The sequence below is a fragment of the uncultured Campylobacter sp. genome, assembly GCF_938045345.1.
Lineage (GTDB): Bacteria > Campylobacterota > Campylobacteria > Campylobacterales > Campylobacteraceae > Campylobacter_B.
This window is the reverse complement of record NZ_CALIMS010000036.1, coordinates 47,694-66,963: the sequence shown is the minus strand read 5'-3', so window position 1 is coordinate 66,963 and position 19,270 is coordinate 47,694. Positions and strand designations below refer to the sequence as shown.

The 19,270-nt window shown below is 46.6% G+C and carries 17 protein-coding genes, 1 tRNA gene and 1 pseudogene; 14 read left to right on the top strand and 5 right to left on the bottom strand.

The features are described from left to right. Positions 1-292: pseudogene (locus tag Q0144_RS07160) on the bottom strand (EamA family transporter); the annotation flags it as partial. Between the two features lie 308 nt (positions 293-600). Here Q0144_RS07160 and Q0144_RS07155 point away from each other — a divergent pair. The 4 genes from Q0144_RS07155 to Q0144_RS07140 all read left to right on the top strand — a co-directional run bounded on the left by Q0144_RS07155 (position 601) and on the right by Q0144_RS07140 (position 4,209). After that, positions 601-987: a hypothetical protein gene (locus Q0144_RS07155; RefSeq protein ID WP_298062869.1), complete on the top strand. Its 387-nt coding sequence runs from the start codon at positions 601-603 to the stop codon at positions 985-987. 794 nt (positions 988-1,781) lie between these two features. Beyond that, positions 1,782-3,005 (top strand): OprD family outer membrane porin, encoded by a 1,224-nt coding sequence (locus Q0144_RS07150; protein WP_298062867.1) that lies wholly within the window; start codon positions 1,782-1,784, stop codon positions 3,003-3,005. A gap of 75 nt (positions 3,006-3,080) precedes the next feature. Continuing rightward, a complete protein-coding gene (locus Q0144_RS07145; protein WP_298062866.1) occupies positions 3,081-3,656 on the top strand; it encodes a cytochrome c in 576 nt (191 codons plus the stop codon). A 10-nt stretch (positions 3,657-3,666) separates the two neighbouring features. Further along, positions 3,667-4,209, top strand: coding sequence for a DJ-1 family glyoxalase III (locus Q0144_RS07140; protein WP_297988884.1), 543 nt, complete (start codon positions 3,667-3,669; stop codon positions 4,207-4,209). Between the two features lie 602 nt (positions 4,210-4,811). Here Q0144_RS07140 and Q0144_RS07135 read toward each other — a convergent pair. Next, a complete protein-coding gene (locus tag Q0144_RS07135) occupies positions 4,812-5,507 on the bottom strand; it encodes a hypothetical protein (protein ID WP_298062865.1) in 696 nt (231 codons plus the stop codon). A 243-nt stretch (positions 5,508-5,750) separates the two neighbouring features. Here Q0144_RS07135 and Q0144_RS07130 point away from each other — a divergent pair, with 243 nt between their 5' ends. After that, on the top strand, positions 5,751-6,497 hold the full coding sequence (locus tag Q0144_RS07130; protein WP_298062864.1) for an SDR family NAD(P)-dependent oxidoreductase: 747 nt from the start codon (positions 5,751-5,753) through the stop codon (positions 6,495-6,497). 16 nt (positions 6,498-6,513) lie between these two features. Next, positions 6,514-8,208, top strand: a complete 1,695-nt coding sequence (locus Q0144_RS07125) for a Na+/H+ antiporter NhaC family protein (RefSeq protein WP_298062863.1) — start codon at positions 6,514-6,516, stop codon at positions 8,206-8,208. 802 nt (positions 8,209-9,010) lie between these two features. Here Q0144_RS07125 and murI read toward each other — a convergent pair. Further along, positions 9,011-10,051 (bottom strand): glutamate racemase, encoded by a 1,041-nt coding sequence (gene murI / locus Q0144_RS07120; protein ID WP_298062862.1) that lies wholly within the window; start codon positions 10,049-10,051, stop codon positions 9,011-9,013. Positions 10,052-10,243: 192 nt separating this feature from the next. Between murI and Q0144_RS07115 the strand changes: the two genes are divergently transcribed. Beyond that, positions 10,244-10,930, top strand: coding sequence for a tetratricopeptide repeat protein (locus tag Q0144_RS07115; RefSeq protein WP_297949482.1), 687 nt, complete (start codon positions 10,244-10,246; stop codon positions 10,928-10,930). Between the two features lie 766 nt (positions 10,931-11,696). On the opposite strand, the gene nfo is transcribed toward Q0144_RS07115, so the two are convergent. Together nfo and Q0144_RS07105 are read right to left on the bottom strand one after the other, a co-directional pair. Beyond that, positions 11,697-12,551: a deoxyribonuclease IV gene (gene nfo / locus Q0144_RS07110; RefSeq protein WP_298062861.1), complete on the bottom strand. Its 855-nt coding sequence runs from the start codon at positions 12,549-12,551 to the stop codon at positions 11,697-11,699. A 369-nt stretch (positions 12,552-12,920) separates the two neighbouring features. Then, positions 12,921-13,412: a hypothetical protein gene (locus tag Q0144_RS07105; protein ID WP_298062860.1), complete on the bottom strand. Its 492-nt coding sequence runs from the start codon at positions 13,410-13,412 to the stop codon at positions 12,921-12,923. Between the two features lie 78 nt (positions 13,413-13,490). Between Q0144_RS07105 and Q0144_RS07100 the strand changes: the two genes are divergently transcribed. The 7 genes from Q0144_RS07100 to rplT all read left to right on the top strand — a co-directional run bounded on the left by Q0144_RS07100 (position 13,491) and on the right by rplT (position 19,156). Beyond that, a tRNA-Glu gene (locus Q0144_RS07100) sits at positions 13,491-13,565 on the top strand. A gap of 263 nt (positions 13,566-13,828) precedes the next feature. Then, positions 13,829-14,566, top strand: coding sequence for a spore coat protein (locus Q0144_RS07095; protein ID WP_298062859.1), 738 nt, complete (start codon positions 13,829-13,831; stop codon positions 14,564-14,566). Next, on the top strand, positions 14,550-15,749 hold the full coding sequence (locus Q0144_RS07090) for a multidrug effflux MFS transporter (RefSeq protein ID WP_298062858.1): 1,200 nt from the start codon (positions 14,550-14,552) through the stop codon (positions 15,747-15,749). The genes Q0144_RS07095 and Q0144_RS07090 overlap by 17 nt, the downstream gene beginning before the upstream one ends. Positions 15,750-15,851: 102 nt before the next feature. After that, on the top strand, positions 15,852-17,675 hold the full coding sequence (gene thrS / locus Q0144_RS07085) for a threonine--tRNA ligase (protein WP_298062857.1): 1,824 nt from the start codon (positions 15,852-15,854) through the stop codon (positions 17,673-17,675). Beyond that, complete coding sequence (infC, locus tag Q0144_RS07080; RefSeq protein WP_177388239.1) at positions 17,672-18,193, top strand: translation initiation factor IF-3; 522 nt, start codon at positions 17,672-17,674, stop codon at positions 18,191-18,193. The genes thrS and infC overlap by 4 nt, the downstream gene beginning before the upstream one ends. Positions 18,194-18,509: 316 nt before the next feature. Next, complete coding sequence (gene rpmI, locus Q0144_RS07075) at positions 18,510-18,701, top strand: 50S ribosomal protein L35 (RefSeq protein ID WP_005871089.1); 192 nt, start codon at positions 18,510-18,512, stop codon at positions 18,699-18,701. A gap of 98 nt (positions 18,702-18,799) precedes the next feature. Continuing rightward, entirely contained in the window at positions 18,800-19,156 is a 357-nt protein-coding gene (gene rplT / locus Q0144_RS07070; protein ID WP_297961674.1) for a 50S ribosomal protein L20, read from the top strand. Positions 19,157-19,270: the final 114 nt, after the last annotated feature.

Here is a 19,270-nt window from a genome sequence, read left to right as displayed (position 1 = left end):
GCACTACGCTTAGTTTATCGATCGGTGCTACTTGATAGGCTTTGCCGATTTGTAGAGCTTTGAAATACGCTAGCCACGATGCACCCGTCGCCAGCCCACTTAGTATCAAAAATACCCAGTTGCGAGGGCTCAGGCTCGATAGCGGCTGCCAGGCTTTAGCGTAGCGTAGGAATGCGGCGAGACATAGGGCAATGATGATCGTGCGAATAAAAGTCGCGAAGTGAGAGTTGATCCCTTCGAGTCCGATTTTTGCAAATATCGCGGTCAGCGCCGCAAAGAGTGCTGATGCAAGCCAGCCGGGTAAAAGAAGCTAAAGTTCTGCCGTGTTTGATTTAGACGCGACTACCAAGTCTCGCTCGCGATTGTCGCTAAATTTTGCTCCATTTATATAGAAAAATCGCCAAAAGCGCATTCTCGCTTCGCCTAACGCTAAGAGAGATCTGTTTAAATTTCCACTTCGACGCTCCTCAAAAACAAATGCCAGCGACGCAAGCGCATCCATCGTCGTTTAAATTCCAATTCGACGCCCCTCAAAAAAGCAAACTTTAAGCCCAAACCTACTACTCTAAAAGTTCAAATTTTACAAATGAAGGATACTGAATGAAAAATTTCATATTTTCCGCACTTTTGGCTCTTGGCATCGCAGGCTGCGCCGTAAGCACCGCTCCGACGCCTGCAGGCAACTTACGCTCGCTAAAATCCGAGATCGTAAACTACACTCGCCAAAGCTCCACAGCTTACGTATATACGTTTAAAGACCTATCCAGCGGCGAGCTATACACCGCTCGCGCAAGCAGATATTATGCGGCTGCGGGAGATACTGCCTACATAAGTACCGCTTCAGGCGCTATCACCGATATGCGAATCATCTCGCGCAAAGCGGGTTCCGTTACTCCGCGCGCTTATGATATCGGTAAAATCGAGACCAAACAAATGCATAAAAACGACGCTATTGCTGTACCAGAGAGCGAAAATATCAACTTTTAATCCTATGCGATTTTTAGCCGCTATGCCCTTGAAGGTAAGCGAGCCTGCTTTTAATTTGCGATGAATGCTTTTTGTTTCGTTCTCTACTCTTATGAAGGCAATGGCTTCTGTTTTTAATCTAGTGGACTTGCGCGATTTGCTTGCACCTTAAAGTCCGCTGATTCTTTATGCGATTGCCTGCATAAATTTTATATTTTATAAGTTGTGGAATTTTATATTTCACAAAATTCTGCGCTGCACATCTTGCTTATATGGCTCGGCTCGCATTTTATATCCGCTTGCTTTCGCGCTTAAAATTCCTTGCTGCATAGTGCCATTTTGTCCGTAAATTTTATATTATAGAAATACAGCTGGTGCTAGAATTTTGATTGCGAAATTCTTATAAATTTTCTTTCTCGTAGTTTTTCGCGCACTGCTCGTTCTAAGTGCCATATTCTCCGCCGATAAGATGTCGCGTAGATATTTTTAAAACCCACGCTTTGCAAATTTCGTGTCTTGAAATTTTATACATAAATTTTTACATCGTAAAATTTTATGAAATTTCTCCCGCATGAAAGAGGTGTTGCCGTCTGTTTACCGCAGCCTGATATAATCCCCACATCGAAATTAGAACTCCTTTCAATAATGAGCGAGACCTGTGTGGGTCTCGCTTTTTTTATGCCCGTTAAATTCGGATTTTCGGTAAATACTCGGTAACAATTTGGTAAAATTTTAGTATTTTTCAGCCTATTTTAAGCATATAATTTGTCTTTTTGTGCTACTATTGCGCTTACAAACTTTTAAAGGAGTTCAAAATGAAACTAGTTAAACTTAGTTTAGCGGCAGCAGTCGCTGTAGGTGCTCTTGCTATGAGTGCAAGTGCTGTTCCGTTAGAGGAAGCTATCAAGGACGTGGATCTAAACGGATACGCTCGTATGCGATATACCCATGATCACCTTAAAAATGAAACAAATAGCAATAAGGGCGTTTGGGAATTTAAATCCGAAGTAGATTTCAAAGCTAAAATCGATGATAATTTCTTTGGTGTAGTGGGCGTTAGGTTCTTAGATAGAGATAATGGCGAGTCGCTTTCTTCTTCAAATAGCCAATATCACGGTACACAAAATCCAAGCGACAAAGATTCTGATTTCGATATCGCTAAAGCTTATTTAGGATACACTATCGGCGGTACCACTATTGCAGTCGGTCGCCAGGGCATAGGTTCGTTCTTTACCGACGATATGTATGGAGATGGTGTTAAGATTACTAGTACCGATATCGAGGGCTTGACAATTAGCGGCTTTTGGATGGATTCTTTAGAGAATGATAGCGATATTAGCTCTATAGATTCAAATGGAGCTTGGATGAATGATATTGGTCGAGTAGGTGGAAAATTAACTACCGATCATAACCTATATGGTATAGGATTTATGGGCTCATATGATCCTGTATCTTTCCAACTATGGTATAACGCTTTAGAGGACGTAGCACAGCTTTTCGCTGCAGAGCTAGCTCTAAATTTTGATATTTCCGATGATTTCAATCTTGGCGTAAAAGGTCAATACGCATTCTCTGATTTCGACGGAGATTATAAAGATGCGGGCGCTAGTGATGCAGACTTCTGGGCAGCAGAGGCTAATGCTGGTTTCTTTGGCGTTGATTTAGCTGCAGGTTATTTAAAATTCGAACCTGATGATAAAGATAAACTTTCTTTTGTATCTTTTGAAGACCAAGGCTCCTTTATTAGCCCAGGTGAAGAGCTGCTAGACTATAGAACTTTCAGTGGTAAAAATCACTACTGGTATGTAGTAGCAGGCTATACCATCCCTGATACTGGCATCAGAATCGGCGCTGATTACCTAGACGGTAAAGCAGATGGTGATAATGCATATGAGGTAGTAGGTAGAATTTCTTATAAATATAATGAAAAGCTAAGCTTCAAAACTTGGTATTCTCACTATAAAATTGATGATGCTTATGGCACAGGTCTTGATGAGAAAAAAGATCGCATCAGATTTGAGGCTAAATACAGCTTCTAATTATTTACCTTATACGGGTAAAATTAGGGCGAAGCTTTTGCTTCGCCCTTTTTAAATTCTAAATCAAGGTTTTCTATGAAAATTTTTAAAATTTCTTTTTTAGCATGTTTTTTTGCCTTTACTCTAAACGCTGCAGATAACACAAATGACGATACATATGTATTCGAAGCCAAAGGTGAGTTTGCCAAAGAGCTAAAATCCCTGATCGAAAAGCATTCTAAAGATGAAAACGTAACTGTAAATATCTACAAAAACGCTCCGGTCGCAGGCAGTAAAACCCATAGCGGCAAGGTAAATCGAAATATAAATTTTTTAAAAGAAAGAGGTGGAGCTATCTTTGCTGAGAAGTGCGCTTCATGCCACGGTGAAAGCGGGCAGAAGCGAGCTTACGGCGCGTCTCGTAAGATCAAAGATCTAAGCGGTAAGGAGATCGCAATGGCGATTTCGCAATACACTACAGATCTAAGTTATGGTGGCAAGATGAAAAATATCATGCAGCCGATCGCCGCTAAGACGGGCGCTACGGAGCTAGGCTACATCATTGCTTATCTAAAAGGCGACGATTCGTTCCTATACGATAGCTCGTCTAGTAGGAGCACGAATACTGAAATTTCGACCGCCCCGAGCGAGCAGGGCTCATACCTAAAATAAAGGAGCGTAGATGAAAGTAGCGATCGTTTTGGCAAACGGATTTGAAGAGATCGAGGCGGTAAGTTTGATCGATATTTTGCGCCGCGCGGAGATCGATGCAGTATCCGTGGGGCTGGATAAGAAATGCGTCTGCGGTACGCACGGGGTAGAGATGATCGCTGATGAAATTTTAGACGATATAAAAGTTTCGGAATTTGATATGATCGTTTTGCCTGGCGGCTTGCCCGGAGCCGAAAATTTGGCAAAGAGCGAGAGGCTGGGGCAAGTACTGCGCGATTTCGATGCAAATAACGCAAAAATCGGCGCAATATGTGCCGCTCCATGGGCGCTAGCTACCGCGGGTGTGCTAAAAAGCTCTTACACTTGTTATCCGGGTTTTGAAAATCAGATCGCTCACCCAGGCTATACGAATTCGGCGAATGTCGTAAAAGATCAAAATATAATGACTTCGAAAGGCCCTGCTACTGCGATGGAATTCGCACTACAAATCGTCCGTGAGTTAAAAGGCGAGCAAGTTTATTCCAAGCTAAAGTCCGATTTGCTTTTTAAATAAAATTTCAAGTGAAGGCCGATTCCAACGCGCTTTATTTTGCCATTTGTAAAATGTGGCGTGCTGATTTTGCTGCGCCTGAAGGCTGTAAATTTTATCTCGTTCTACACGTATAATATAGCCACAATATTTATTCTGAGTATCCGTAAACGACAAATGGAATTCTTGCAACTCAAATTTTAGATCGAAAAACGCAAAAAACTTTGTGCGTGACAGATAAAATTTTATTGGAGCTAGTTGCTATTAAAACCAAATATTAACATCACGACGGCGTGAAACGCGAGTATGAAGGGATATTTTGGGCGTAGGCTCTCAAGCAGACATCCCCGAGCTGAATAAATTTTAGTGCGGCACCTTCGCGATGTACTCGCTAGCAGAAGTTAAACAGATCGCGCAAAATGCGCTAAATAAGGGTATCGGCGTGATTAAAAACGACGAGATCGCGCTGGATCTAAATTTGATCAAATAGCGACGTCAATGTGTCAAGAGGCAAAACGGCGCAGTTTTTGAAGGTTCTGTCGGTAAAGCTCAGATCTATCGAGAAGCATATAAGCTTGTAGCTCGCGACGAAAGCGTTATGTAGAATTCTTAAAAAAGGATAAAATTTAGCGCTTCTTTAAAATATCATCGTTTAAAAATCTCGCGCTGCTTTGTATCGTTTTGGTAACGCGGTCTTTAGAATTTTGCGTTTTGTCGGGTGTGGGTCTGTGTGCGATCAAATTTACGCGCCCGATTTTCGCCGTGAAATAAAAAATCCCCAGTATTGTCGCGTTTAGAAATACTCCAAAATATATCCGTTCTAATCCCCATATCCCTATGCTAGCGGCATGAATGGGCACAAAAATTATCGCGACTAAGATCGGATAATAATCCGAAATTTTATTTTTGGCAAGGATTACGGTCGTAACGATGGCGTATGCGATGAGCGTAAAAGGAGAGATAAGCAAGAGTGCAAAAAGCGCGTTTATACGCTGATAATCTTCGTGCCCGATTAAGACGCAAAAACTACAAAACGCGAGCGTTATGAGAAAAAATAAAGGCAAAATCCACCGCGTTTTCACGTCGCGCCCTTTAAGTAGTGATAAAAAGAGCAGATGAGAGCCCAGCGCAATACAATAATAATCAAATATAACCGATGAGCTTAGAAACGTGAGCGGTATGGCGAGCAGCGTACCCGGTCCATCAAAATATACCCCACTAAACATGAGCCACGTGATAAAGAGTATAAAAGCATATTTCAGACCCGCATAAGTGGCGCAAGCACAGATACTAACAAGGATAAATCGTATAAATTTGCTCATTTGCCTTTTTCCTAAATTTAGGTAATTATAGCAAACCGCGACAAACAAACGACGCAAAATTTTAATTTAGCCCGTGCGCTCGCCGAATCCGCTGCCTATCGCGAGCTCGTGCGCGCTAGAAGCACGCTCAATGTCTTCGCATTATTTCATCCGCGCCCGCACCGCAAGATAAAATTCATAAATTCTAAATCCGTTTTGCGTTATCATTGCGCTAAATTTAAAATTTTACGCAAAGGGGATCATATGAAAAACACGGCATTCATAACGGGCGCTACGAGCGGCTTTGGCGAGGCGATCGCCAGGGCGCTTAGCGCGCAGGGCTATAAGATCGTTGCGCTTGGACGTCGCAAGGAGCGACTACAGAAGCTAGCGAGCGAGCTAGGCAATACGCACATTATCGCCGCGGATATTCGCGATAAAGCTGCGGTGTTTGACGCCGTGAGTGCGCTGCCTGAAAATTTCAAAGACGTCGAGGTTCTCGTAAATAATGCAGGCCTTGCGCTCGGGCTTGAGGGGATCGCGCAGACGCCCGTAGAGGATTTGGAGACGATGGTCGATACGAATATCAAAGGCGTGCTGTATTCGACCAAGGCGGTGCTGCCGCTGATGATCGCGCGCAAAAGCGGCTATATCTTCAATCTCGGCTCGACTGCGGGCGCGTGGCCCTATGCTGGTAGCCACGTTTACGGCGCGAGCAAGGCGTTTATCAAGCAGTTTAGCCGCAATATCCGCAACGACCTGCGCGGCACGGGCATCCGCGTGACGGAAATCGCGCCGGGAATCTGTAAGAGCGAGTTTAGCCAGGTGCGCTTTAAAGGCGACGTAGCGCGCGCTGCGGCCGTGTATGAGGGAGTCGATGCGATCCTGCCAGAGGACATCGCGCAGATCGTGCTAAGCTGCCTAGCGATGCCGCACCGAGTAAATATCAACGTCGTAGAGGCGATGGCGACGCAGCAGAGCTGGGCTGGGCTTTTTATCGAAAAGCATTAAATTTTAAGGCGAGAAAATGAAAAAAATTCTATTACTAATGTTTTTATCGGTTGCCGCGTTTGCGGTGGATGACGCGACCAGGCAGCATAATGCCGAGCTTTTCGGTATCTGGACGCTGGTGCCGCCCGTCGTGGCGATCGCGCTTGCCTTTATCACCAAAGAGGTGATTTTATCGCTTTTCATCGGCGTTTTTAGCGGCACCTATATGCTAGCAGTCGTCGGCAACAATCCTATCTCCGCGCTTGTGGGCAGCTTTACGGATCTGGTCTCGCGCGTGGTGGGCTCGATGGCTAGCAAAGGCAACGCGGGCGTGCTTTTGCAGGTGCTTTGTATCGGCGGCGTAGTCGCGCTGATTAGCAGGACGGGCGGCACGAAAGCAGTGGCGCTTTGGATTAGCAAGCGCGCTAAAACCGGTATCTCGGCGCAAATTTCAACGTGGGTTATGGGTCTTTTCGTATTTTTCGACGACTACGCAAACGCACTGATCGTAGGTCCCGTCATGAGGCCGATCACCGATAAATTTAAGGTCAGCCGCGAAAAGCTCGCCTTTATCATCGACGCCACCGCCGCACCGATTGCGGGTATCGCGCTAATTTCCACTTGGGTAGGTCTTGAGGTCTCTCTGATAAGAGCGGGATATGATCAGATCGGCGTGCAAAACGTAAACGCCTTCTCGATCTTCGTGCAAACCATGCCGTATCGCTTCTACAATCTTTTTATGCTTGCTTTCGTAGTTTACGTGGCGTTCATGCGTAGGGATTTCGGACCGATGCTCTCTGCCGAAAGGCGCGCGGCGACGGGCGAAATCCACTCTAAAAATTCTAATATCGCCGAGCTCGAAGATAAAACGCTAGAGCCTAAAGAAGGGATCAAGCCGCAAGCTTCAAACGCCGTTATCCCGCTTATAGTGCTAATCTGCGGTGCATTTGCGAGCTTTTATTTTAGCGGGCTAAGCAAGCTTGAGGGCGATGCTCTCGCAGCCGCAAAAGCCGCTCCGCTAAGCTTCGCGACGCTTCAGGCGACGTTCGGCAACGCGAACTCGTCGGTCGCGCTTTTTCAAGCGGCGCTTCTTGCTACGGTCGTGTCTATATTTATGAGCGTTTACCGCAAAATTTTTGACGTCAGAGAGGCGATCTCTACGTGGATCAAGGGGTGGAAGACGATGATCGTCACGATCGTGATCTTGCTGCTTGCCTGGTCGCTCAGCTCCGTCATTAAGGAGCTCGGCACGTCGCGCTATCTAGTCGATATGCTAAGTCAAAATACGCCGAAATTTTTGCTTCCGGTAGCGATTTTCGTGCTGGGCTCGTTCATTAGCTTTTCGACGGGCACCAGCTACGGCACGATGGGGATCCTAATGCCGCTAGCCATACCTTTGGCAAACGCCGTGGGGCTACACTACGGGCTTTCGGGCGACGCGCTTCACGCCTATATGATCGTAAATATCTCGGGCGTGCTAACCGGCGCGATTTTCGGCGATCACTGCTCGCCGATTTCGGACACCACGATCCTTTCGTCGATGGGTGCAGGCTGCGATCATATCGAGCACGTAAAGACGCAGATGCCTTACGCTCTATCCATCGGCGCGGTCGCCGTGGTAGCGGGCTATCTGCCCGTAGCGCTAGGACTTAGCGTCTGGATCGCGCTACCGATGGGACTTGCCGTTACGTGGGCTCTCGTGCGGTTCGCAGGTAAAAAGATAGAGGAGTAGCTCTCGCAAATTTTAAATTTGCTTTTAAATTTTGAATTCCGCAGCGATGCGGAATTCTACCTGGCGGAATTTTGCTTTATCCCGCAGAATTCCGCTCTGTAAAATTCCGTCGCGCGGATAAAATTTTAAAGCGAAATTTCAAAAACGTGCGGGCAAATTTTAAAATGTTTAAATTTTAAAGCCTGCAAGCTTTTGGCTAGCGCAGAAAAGACTTACGGGCGTTGCAGCGCCTTAAAATTTAAACATTTTAAAATTTACGCCGCGCGGCTAGTCTCAATTTCACTCGGCGGCGGTTTGCGCGCCGTGCTAAATTTAACCTTGCTCGCACCTCCTATCCGCTCTCTAGTCTAAATTTAAAATTTCAAATCCGCAGCGATAATTCGTACGACGCGAGGCAACTCCTAACATATGGCGATCTCGGCTTACGCTATTAAATTTGAAATGGTGGCGGTAATGACGGCATTTGTGCGTCAAATTTTAATTTTCGCGCGCTGGGTGGTAGCGAGACACCATTTGCTCGCACGCCGTTGCGAAGCCGCTTCTAAATCGCCGAGCCGAGTTAAATTTTCGCACACCGAAATTTTAGCCTATGCGGCGCGATTTACAAAACGGCGAAATTTTGAGTCTGCGTTGCGATTTATAGCGCATCAAAATTTTAACTTGTGCAGAGTAATCCACCATGTATCTAAATTTTAAGTCGCGTAGCGCGATCCGCGATGAACAGGAATTTTAATTTGACGTGATTTATGACGCACTGGAATCCCAACCTGCGCTACGGATCTACGACGCACGGGCGCGTAGCCTAGTCGATTGCTCGCATCGCATCGAGCCGCTTTAAAAACAGTTCTACTTTGCGCAGCTGCGCCGCATCTAGCGCCCTACCCGAGCAAAAATACTCCACGCTGTTGCCGTTTGGATAGTAAATTTTGCCGTCGCTCTCGTCGCATCTTTCTGCATTATTTTTGCCGACACAGCTTTCGTCGCCCCCTTTCGCGCCTTGTTCGCCACTGCTACTTTCATCGCTCCCCTCGCCCTGCTTGCTCTTGTCTCTTACGCTCTGTCTGTCGCCTGCGCCTCGCCCTTCCGCGCCAAATTTGTGGGCTTGCGCCGATGAATTCGTATCAAATTTTACGTCGCCGTCCGCGTTAAATTTAGCCGCCCGCGAGGACAAATCCTCGCCGCGCGCAAGCTTTAGCCCTCCGCCCAGCTCGCTTGCAAGGCGATTTAGCGTGCCGTCTATGCCGTCGATGATGCGCACGTGAGACGGCAAAATTTCGCGCAAAACGTCCTTGAAATAGTTAAAATGCGTGCAACCAAGCACGAGCGAACCGAGGCGCTCAAGCTCAAATTTGCCCAGCTCCTCCCGCAGATACGCCCGAACCGCGGGCGAGCGAAACTCCAAATCCTGCGCAAACTCAACGAGGCGGGGCAGCGGCAGGCTCCACGTCTCGCACTCCAGCCGCCCCACGAGGCGCGCTAGCTTCTCGCCCGCGATCGTTAGCGGCGTGGCGATGAGCAGCGTCGGGCACGCGCCGAAGCTGTCCGCGGCGAGCTTGATAGCGGGCTCCATGCCGATAACCGGCACGCTAAAAGCGCCGCGAAGCTCGGAAATAGCCGCGCTTGTGGCGGTGTTGCAAGCAACGACGACCGCGTCCGCGCCGCGCGAGACCAAAAACCCCACCGCATCAAGGCTCAGGCGCACGATTTCCGCCCTACTTTTCGTGCCGTAGGGGACGTGATCCTCGTCGGCAAAATACAAAAACTCCGCCCCGTTAAACCGCCGCAAAGCCTCGGCGAGCACGCTCAGCCCGCCGATACCCGAGTCAAAAAACGCTATTTTCAAATCTTTATCCAAGGTTAAATTTCAAAAAAGGGATTATAGCTCAATCCAGGTAAAATTTAAATTTTGAGCGGGCTTGGTGGATCCGTGGCCGTTAAATTCTCGCCGCCTTTTTAAAATTAGCGGCAAATTTAATCAATTTCTTAGGGGGGGGGGGGGTAGAATTAGCCAAATTTTACCCGGAAAGGATACTAAATGAAAAAATCGCTATTTGCGTTAGCGTTTATCGCTTACTTTGCGTTCGCTGATTTAGACGGTCTTAAATTTGCTGAGGCTGCGGAAAAGAAGTGCGAAGGCGGAGATATGAACTCTTGCTATGTAGCCGGTTTGTCATATATTAATAACGGCAATCCCGATAAAGGGGTCGATATACTTAAAAAAGCTTGCGACGGAGGAGAGGATTTGGCTTGTCCCTTTGTGATTTACAAAATAATAGATGAAGATCCAAAGGAGGGTATCAAATTTGCCGAAAGAAAATGCAGTGAGGGAAGCGGAAAAAGCTGCTTAAATTTAGGGATGTTATATCATACTGGAAAATTTGTAGAAAAAAATATAAAAGAGGCGATAAATTATTACGACAAGGCTTGTAATGCTAAGATAGGAGATGCTTTCTCTTGCGAAAGTCTAATGAAAATGTATGATGAGGGTAAAGAGGTAAAAATGGATAAATTAAAATCGGGGGTTTATATGAAGAAAGGTTGTGATTTAAGTGATTGTGTCGCGTGCAATAACTTTGCAAATTTTAATTATTACACTATGAAAGATAAAAGCAAAGCTGCGCAGTACTTTAAAAAAGCTTGCGATACATGCAAAGACGATCTTATTTTGCGAGAGTCGGAAATATATAAAGAATCCTGCGATATGTATGAGCTGCTAAAATAGCGCGCTGAGTTGCGGCTGGTACGATGCGCGTCGGCTGCGGCTTAAAATCCCGCCGCGTCTAAATTTAAAACGCAAGTAAATTCAAAGCGACGATAAAATTTTAAATTGATCGGGCGATATGCGGTAGAATTTAGCGTAAATTTACACGGATCCTGCACAGATTTTGGCGCGAGCAAAGCGCTAAAATAAAGAAGCAGATTTGTCATAAGCAAATGCGCGCTAAAAGCATAGATTGGTACGTAGCAAAATTTTAAGTTAGGATTATGGAGGCCTTATGTGCTTGCGCCTCTGCAAGGATCGGGTGAAAGTAGAATTGTGAGGTTGGAATTTACGCAGTCGCAAATATAAAGCTTAGCGCCGATTTTTTGATGTGGAATTTAGAATTTTAAAATTCATAGAGCTTTGAATTTGACGCTGAGCCTTGAAATATCGTAGCGATAGAATTTTAAAATTTGCCGCCGCATCGCTTTAAAAATCTTGCTTGAAAATTTTAATTATGCAGTGTAAAATTTTTCATCTCTGCTGCGCCGCTGCGTTTTTCTATAAAAATTTTGCTTTTTTTGCTATGACGATGTGTTTTTGTCGCAGAATTTCGCGACTTTTTACGGCGCAGAATTTTTAGCGCGAAGTTCCTCATTATTTTTGCTTGTTAAAATTTAAGCGATAAATCTCACGATGTTAAATTAGCACGGCATAAGGCTCTTGTCGCTCCACGCCACTTTGAAGCGAAAAGAGATAAATTCTACGTGGCGCAAAAGGCGCCCGATTAGGCTTTGCGGCGTCCTTGCATACTGCGCAAAAGTGCGATCTCCTCCGCCCAGAGGCTATCGTCGATCGTTTCTAAAATCAGCGGGATCTCGTCGATGTTCGGGTCGTTCATGATGTTTTCAAACGCCGCGAGCCCTAAAAATCCGCGCCCGAGGCTCTCGTGCCGATCCTTACGCACGCCAAGCTCGTTTTTGGTGTCGTTTAGGTGCATGCCGCTTAAAAATTTATAGCCAATCGCGCGGTCAAACTTGCTCATCGTGCGCTCGTAAGCCTGCGAGCTGCGCAGATCGTATCCTGCGGCGAACGCGTGACAGGTATCGATACAGACGCCGATGCGATCTTTGTTTGAAATTTTATCGATCACGTAGGCGAGCTGAGCGAAATCATAGCCCAGATTGGAGCCCTGCCCGGCGGTGTTTTCGAGCACGAGCTTGACGCCTGCGGTGTTTGCGATGGCGAAATTTAGCGACTCTGCGATATTATCCAGGCACACTTGAGCTGAAATTTCATTTAGATGCGAGCCCGGATGAAAGTTCAAAAGCCTAAGCCCGAGCGCCTCGCAGCGGCGGATCTCGCCAATGAAGGCGTTTAGGGACTTCTCGCGCTCCACCTCGCGCGGATGGCCCAAATTTATGAGGTAGCTGTCGTGCACCAAGACATGTTCCGCGCGGATGCCGCTTTGCTTCAGCGCGTCCTTAAACGCGACGATCTCCTCCGCGCTAAGCGGCGGCGCATCCCATCTGCGCTGATTTTTGACGAACATCGCAAACGCGTCCGCCCCGATCTTTGCGGCGTTTAGCGGCGCGTTGGAAACCCCGCCGCTAGCGCTCACGTGCGCTCCGATCCGCTTCATTTTACCTCCTAAATTTTATTTTACGCCGCGTGCGCCGAAATTTCATAAACCCGAACCGCGCGCGGATTTTTTAAATTTAAATGCGCGCTTTTTCTTTCGCAAATACGCGCTGCTCGGTAAATTTCGCCGCGAAGAGCCGGCGCAGAGCGTCAATAAAACCGCGCCGTTTGCAAAGCTTAGGCGGCTACCTCGCCGAATAATGGAATTTTGACCGCTCGCGCCGTGTTTTGGGCGGCTACTAGAGCGCATTATTTCCGTGCGGTTACAAGAACGCACCGCACGAAATTTTACTCGTTCGCGATTTGTTCACGCCGCCCACGAAATTGAATTTCACGTGCTACAAATATTGCTCGCGGCTAGCGCAAAATTTTACTGCAGCTCGCGGATTTTGATCTTTACGCCGCGCTTTGCGTCGGCAAAGCTTATGGACCTTCCGCCGCCGTCCTTGCCGCGGCAAACCTTATAATCGATAGAGCCTTCTTGTAGGCTTTGTTCAAAGCAGTGACCGCCCGTATCGCTACCGCCAAAGATCGGTTTGCCTTCTAGGATTTCGCCGAGAAGCCCGCGGTAGTGCTCGGCGCCGAAGAATTTTTTATTGAAAACGAGCTCGTCGTCGCACGCGCCGTTCATGCAAATTTTATCGCCTTTTAAAACCAGGCTCAGCACGCTGATGCCGCTTGCGTAAATTTGAACCTCGGTTTGGTTTTTAAATTTACGCATAAAGCCCGCGTCGCTGGTGCGGGTAAGCGGCGAAATGACGGTGAAATTTACAGCTTGCGTAGAAGCGGGCTTGAGTGCGGTGGTAGCACAGCCTGCGAGCAGAAGCGAAAGTGCAAGTGGCGCCAGAAAAGAGCATTTCATAAATAATCCTTAATTTAAGTTGGGTTTAAGTGCGTCTTGAGTAGAATACCGCCTTTAATCTTAATACCAGATTAAAGTGGCCCCTTCGTCTAACGGTTAGGACATCGCCCTTTCACGGCGGTAAAACGAGTTCGAATCTCGTAGGGGTCGCCACTTCTAGTTTTAAAATTTTTTGACGCAAATCTTAGTTTTTGTAAAATTCTGAAATTTTATCTAACTACTAAATTCTAAAATTATGCGCTTTTGTTGCTTCCTGCGCTATAAAATTCCAAGACTGCAATAAAAATTCTACCTGATAATTTTAAAATTTATCCCCGCCGAATTTACGTAATAAATTTTATGCGGACATATGGAACTTAATGAAATAAAACTCGCAAATTTAGCTCTTTCTAAAAAAAATTCGCTAAATTTATTGAATGCAAAATTTTAAAGAATATGTAAATGAAATTCTAAAAAATCATCCTGGCGAGCGCATCACGAGCTTTGGTTTCGAGGGCGAGAAATACTGGCTCAAGCAGCCGGAGCTGCGCATCCGCGGCGGATTGCTTACGAAAATATTTAAAGCAAATCCGAAAGCCGCTTTCGATTACGAAGCGCTAAAATGCGAGAGCCTGTACGCAGCCGGCGCGCCTGTGCCGCAGCTGGTGCTGCGAGACGAGAGCTTTTTCGTACTCAAAGACGGCGGCACGCCGGTGGACGAGGTGCTAAAAAGCTCGGATAAGGCATCTTGCGTGGCGCTCATTGAGGGCTACGCTGCGGCGTTAGCACAGCTGCATTCGCGCGGCTTCATACACGGCAGGCCCGCGCTGCGCGACGTTTTAGTAAAAAACGGCGAGATGAAATTTATAGATTTTGAAAATCGCAGCGAGCGCGGTAATCTGCAAAAAGCCAAAATGCGAGATTTTTTGCTGTTTGTCTATGATCTGTGTCGCGAAGGGCTGAGCGAAGGCTTAGTGCGCGCAGGCATTCGCACCTATGCCTCAAGCGGCGGGCAAGGCGTAGTGCAAAGTTCGTGGGTTACGGTGCTTGCGCTGCGTCCGATATATTTTATCGCCAGGCTCTTGCCGCAAAAATTTAAAGATCTAAACGCGCTTGTGCGCACGTTTGAGCTCTGCCTAAAAATAATTGAGAAAAACGATGGTCAAACAAAGTAAATTCGCTAAATTTAAGCTGGTGATTATACTCGCCTATATGTCCGCTCTGGCGCCCTTATCTACCGATATGTATCTGCCCGCGCTGGAAAAGGTAAAGGCAAGCTTTGCTACGAGCGAGTTTTACACTCAGCTATCGGTTGCGAGTTTTTTCATCGCTTTTGCGCTAGGACAGCTCGTTTATGGGCCGTTAAGCGATAAATTTGGTCGTAAAAAGCCGTTATACGCGGGCATTTTGCTTTTTATATGTGCGTCGCTTGCTTGCGTGAGCTTTGATAGCGTTTACGCGTTTATATTTTTTAGATTTTTGCAAGCTTTAGGCGGGTGCGCGGGAGTGGTACTTGCGCGAGCCGTTATTAACGACAAATTCGAGCTGCACGAGGCTGCGGCGATGTTTGCGCTGATGATGGTCGTTGGCTCGCTAGCGCCGATGCTAGCACCAACTCTAGGTGGATTTGTGCTAGATTTTTTCTCGTGGCAAGCGATTTTTGCGATTTTATTCGCGCTTGGAATTTTGCTTTTTGCATTTATATTTTTCGGACTTAGCGAGAGCGCTCAGATAGACAGGACTGCTACACTTAGCGTAAAAGGCGTGCTTGGCGAATACGGCATAATCTTGCGAAATAAAGAATTTATGCGCTATACGCTAGGATTTGCAGTTGCGATGAGCGCGCTTTTTGCTTATATCACGGGCTCTAGCTTTATATTTTTGGGCTATTATGGGCTGGGCGAGCATGCCTTTGGCGTAATATTTGGCATCAACGCTCTTGGAATGACCCTTGTTTCGGCACTAAATGCCAAACTCGTGCAAAATCGCGAACCCGCCGCTTTATTAAATTTCGGTCTAATAGCGATGCTCGTGATGAGCCTGATTTTGCTCGCATGCGCTATGCTTGACCTTCCTTTCATCTGCTTTGAGGCTTCGCTTTTCGTATTACTTTCGTCTCTTGGCTTTGTTGCGCCTAACACCACGACGCTTGCGATGGCGCTATATAAGGACGGCAACTCTGGCGCAGCTTCGGCGGTACTGGGGACTGCGCAGTTTGCTATTGCCGGGGCTATTTCGTTTATCGTGGGTGCAGTGGGAGCGAATAAGCCGTTTTTGCTCGCAAGTGTGATGGTGATTTGTGCTCTTTGCGCGAACGCCGTGTATTTTTTATTGAGAGAAAAGAATCAAAAATTTTAATTTTAATATTTTTTAAATTTATCGTTAAGGATTGATTAGCTAAAATTAGCTCTCGTTCTTTCAGTGTAAGAAAGACAATTCGGTAAAAAAGGAAACAAGCCAATGAGCGATATTATCGCATATAAACTTAACGGTGAAATTTACGATACTCAAAGTATCGGCGAGCACACAAGCGAGGCGCAGCCGATATATTTCGATAACTCCGAGGACGCGCTTAAAATTCTGCGCCACTCCTGTGCGCACCTTTTGGCGCAGGCGGTGCGCGAGCTTTATCCGAGCGCTAAATTTTTCGTGGGACCCGCGATCGAGGATGGGTTTTACTACGACATCCGCGTCAGCAAAGATAACGGCGAGAAGCTCGGCGAAGAGGATTTAAAGGCGATTGAAAAAAAGATGCGAGCGCTCGCCGAGGCAAATTTAGAGATTAAAAAGATAGCCTCCACCAAAGAGGCGGTCGCGAAAAAATATGCAAACGACGATCTTAAGCAGGAAGTTTTAAAGCGCATCCCCGAAGGCCCGGTTAGCTTATACGCACAGGGCGAGTTTGAGGACATCTGCCGCGGTCCACACGTGCAAAATACGAAATTTTTGAAAAATTTCGCCCTTACGCGCATTGCGGGGGCGTATCTCGGCGGCGACGAGAAGCGCGAGATGCTAACTCGCATCTACGGCGTCGTATTCGCCGATAAAGATAGCCTTAAAAAACACCTTACGATGCTAGAAGAAGCCAAGAAGCGCGATCACCGAAAACTCGGAGCCGAGATGAAATTTTTCACCTTCGACGAGCAGATCGGCGCGGGACTTCCGATCTGGCTTCCTGCGGGCACGAGGATGCGCATAAAGCTCGAGGAGCGCCTTTATAGGCAGCTTCGCAAGCGCGGCTACGAGCCGGTGCGCGGCCCTGAAATTTTAAAATCCGACGCGTGGAAGATCAGCGGGCACTACAGCAACTACAAAGAAAATATGTATTTTACGACGATCGAGGAGCAAGAATACGGCATCAAACCGATGAACTGCGTCGGTCACATCAAGGTTTATCAAAGCGAAATCCGCTCATATCGCGATCTGCCACTTAAATTTTGCGAGTACGGCGTCGTACATCGCCACGAAAAAAGCGGCGTCTTGCACGGGCTTTTCCGCGTGCGCGAGTTTACGCAGGATGACGCGCATCTGTTTGTGATGCCGAGCCAGATCAAGGAAAACGTCTATGAAATTTTAGATTTCGTAGAGCTCTTGATGAAAGCTTTCGGCTTTGAATATGAGCTTGAAATTTCGACCAAACCGCAAAAGGCGGTCGGCGACGACGAGGTTTGGGATATCGCGACGAAGGCCTTAAAAGATGCGCTTGACGAAAAGGGCTTAAAATACGGCTTAGACGAGGGCGGCGGTGCATTCTACGGACCTAAGATCGACATCAAAATCACCGACGCGCTCGGTCGAAAATGGCAGTGCGGAACGGTGCAGGTCGATTTTAACCTGCCTGCGCGCTTCGAGCTTGGCTACATCGACGAAAATAATGAAAAAAAGCAGCCCGTGATGCTACATCGCGCGATTTTGGGAAGCTTCGAGCGCTTCGTAGGGATTTTGCTCGAGCACACCGCGGGCGAGCTTCCGTTTTGGATCTGTCCTACGCAGGTATCGATCGTGCCGATCGGCGAGGCGCACGCAAGCTATGCGAAGGAAATTTTAAATTTGCTGCGCGAAGCGGACATTGACGGCGAAATTTTAGATAAAAACGAGACGCTAAATAAACGAATCAGAACGGCTGAAAAGCAGAAGGTGCCGCTCATCATCGTCCTAGGCGATAATGAAGTTTCGGCTCGCAGCGTGGCCCTGCGCGATCGCAGGGCGCGCGAACAGCGAAATTTAGGGCTGGATGAGTTTTTAAATTTCGTAAAAGCTAAATTAAACGAGGTGAATTTTTGAGCAGAGGAAAAGAGGTTTTTCTAAACGAGGACATTCCGGCTAGCGAAGTCAGGTGCATAGGCGACAACGGCGAGGTTTACGGCATAATTTCAAAGGCGCAGGCGCTGCAAATCGCCGAGCGAGAGGGTGTGGATCTGGTTTTGATAGCGCCCGATGCAAAGCCGCCCGTTTGCAAGGTCATGAACTACAGCAAATTTCGCTATCAGCAGGAAAAAAAGCTCAAAGAGGCGAAAAAAAAGCAAAAAATCATCGAGGTCAAAGAGATCAAGCTGTCCGCCAAAATCGCTCAAAACGACATTAATTACAAAGTAAAACACGCAAAAGAATTCCTTAGTAGCGGCAAACACGTCAAGCTTCGCGTATTTTTAAAAGGGCGCGAGATGTCGAGCCCGGAAATCGGCGTAAATTTGCTCAATAAAATTTGGGATGAATTTTTCGCTGAAGTTGCCGATCGCGATAAGGCGCCCGCGCTGGAGGGTCGCTACGTAAATATGCTGATCACGCCGAAAAAGGCGTAGCGTAAATTTAGCGACATTTGCGCTGCGTGCGGTAAAATTTTAAAATTTACGCGCTGTTTTTTCCTGCGGTACAGCGTGTAAATTTAAACTAAATAGCGAAGTTTTAAAATCTAATGCGGGCTAAGTTCATCTCTAAATTTAACCCTTTAAATTTGTATAAAATTTTTTGTATCCAGCCAAACCGAATCTTAAGCGAGTGGCAAAATTTAACTTTAAATTTATCTTGCGTTCATTTAAGCTATAAAATTCCTTAAATTCAAATTTTTCAAAGAAACTTTATTATATACTTCCCGTTCACTTTAAAAAAAGGACGACCATGCCAAAGATGAAAAGCGTGCGCGGTGCCGTCAAGCGTTTTAAAGCGGGCAAAAACAAGATCAAAAGAGGCTCGGCGTTTCGCAGCCACATTTTGACGAAGATGTCTCAAAAACGCAAGAGGAATTTGCGCGAGGCCCAATACGTCGATTCTACGAACGTATCTGCGGTTAAAAAAATGCTTTGCAAATAGTGCGAAGTTAGTTTTTGACGAAAGTCATTCAAACTCCCCTAAATTTATGGATTTTAGGGCAAGATCCCCAAAGGGACGCCGATTAAGAAAGGATTAATATGGCAAGAGTAAAAACGGGCATCGTTAGACGCCGCCGTCACAACAAGGTGCTAAAGCTTGCGCGCGGATTTTATAGCGCAAGACGCAAACATTTCAGAAAGGCTAAAGAGCAGCTAGAAAGAAGCCTCGTTTACGCCTTCCGTGACAGACGCGCGAAAAAACGCGATTTCCGCAGACTTTGGATAGTGCGCATCAATGCAGCTTGCAGGCTAAACGACATCAGCTATTCTAAATTTATAAACGGACTGAAAAAAGCTGGCATCGAGCTTGATAGAAAAATTTTAGCAAATATGGCTATGAACGACGCTGAAGCTTTCGCAACCGTCGCAAAGAAGGCAAAAGCGGCATTAAAATAAACTTTAAAATTTGGCCGCTCCAAGGCGGCTAAATTTTTAAATTTCGACAAAGCTTTTAATTTTAAAAGCGCGTCCGCAAATTTGTCGAAATTTAAGAATTTGGGTAATTTTATT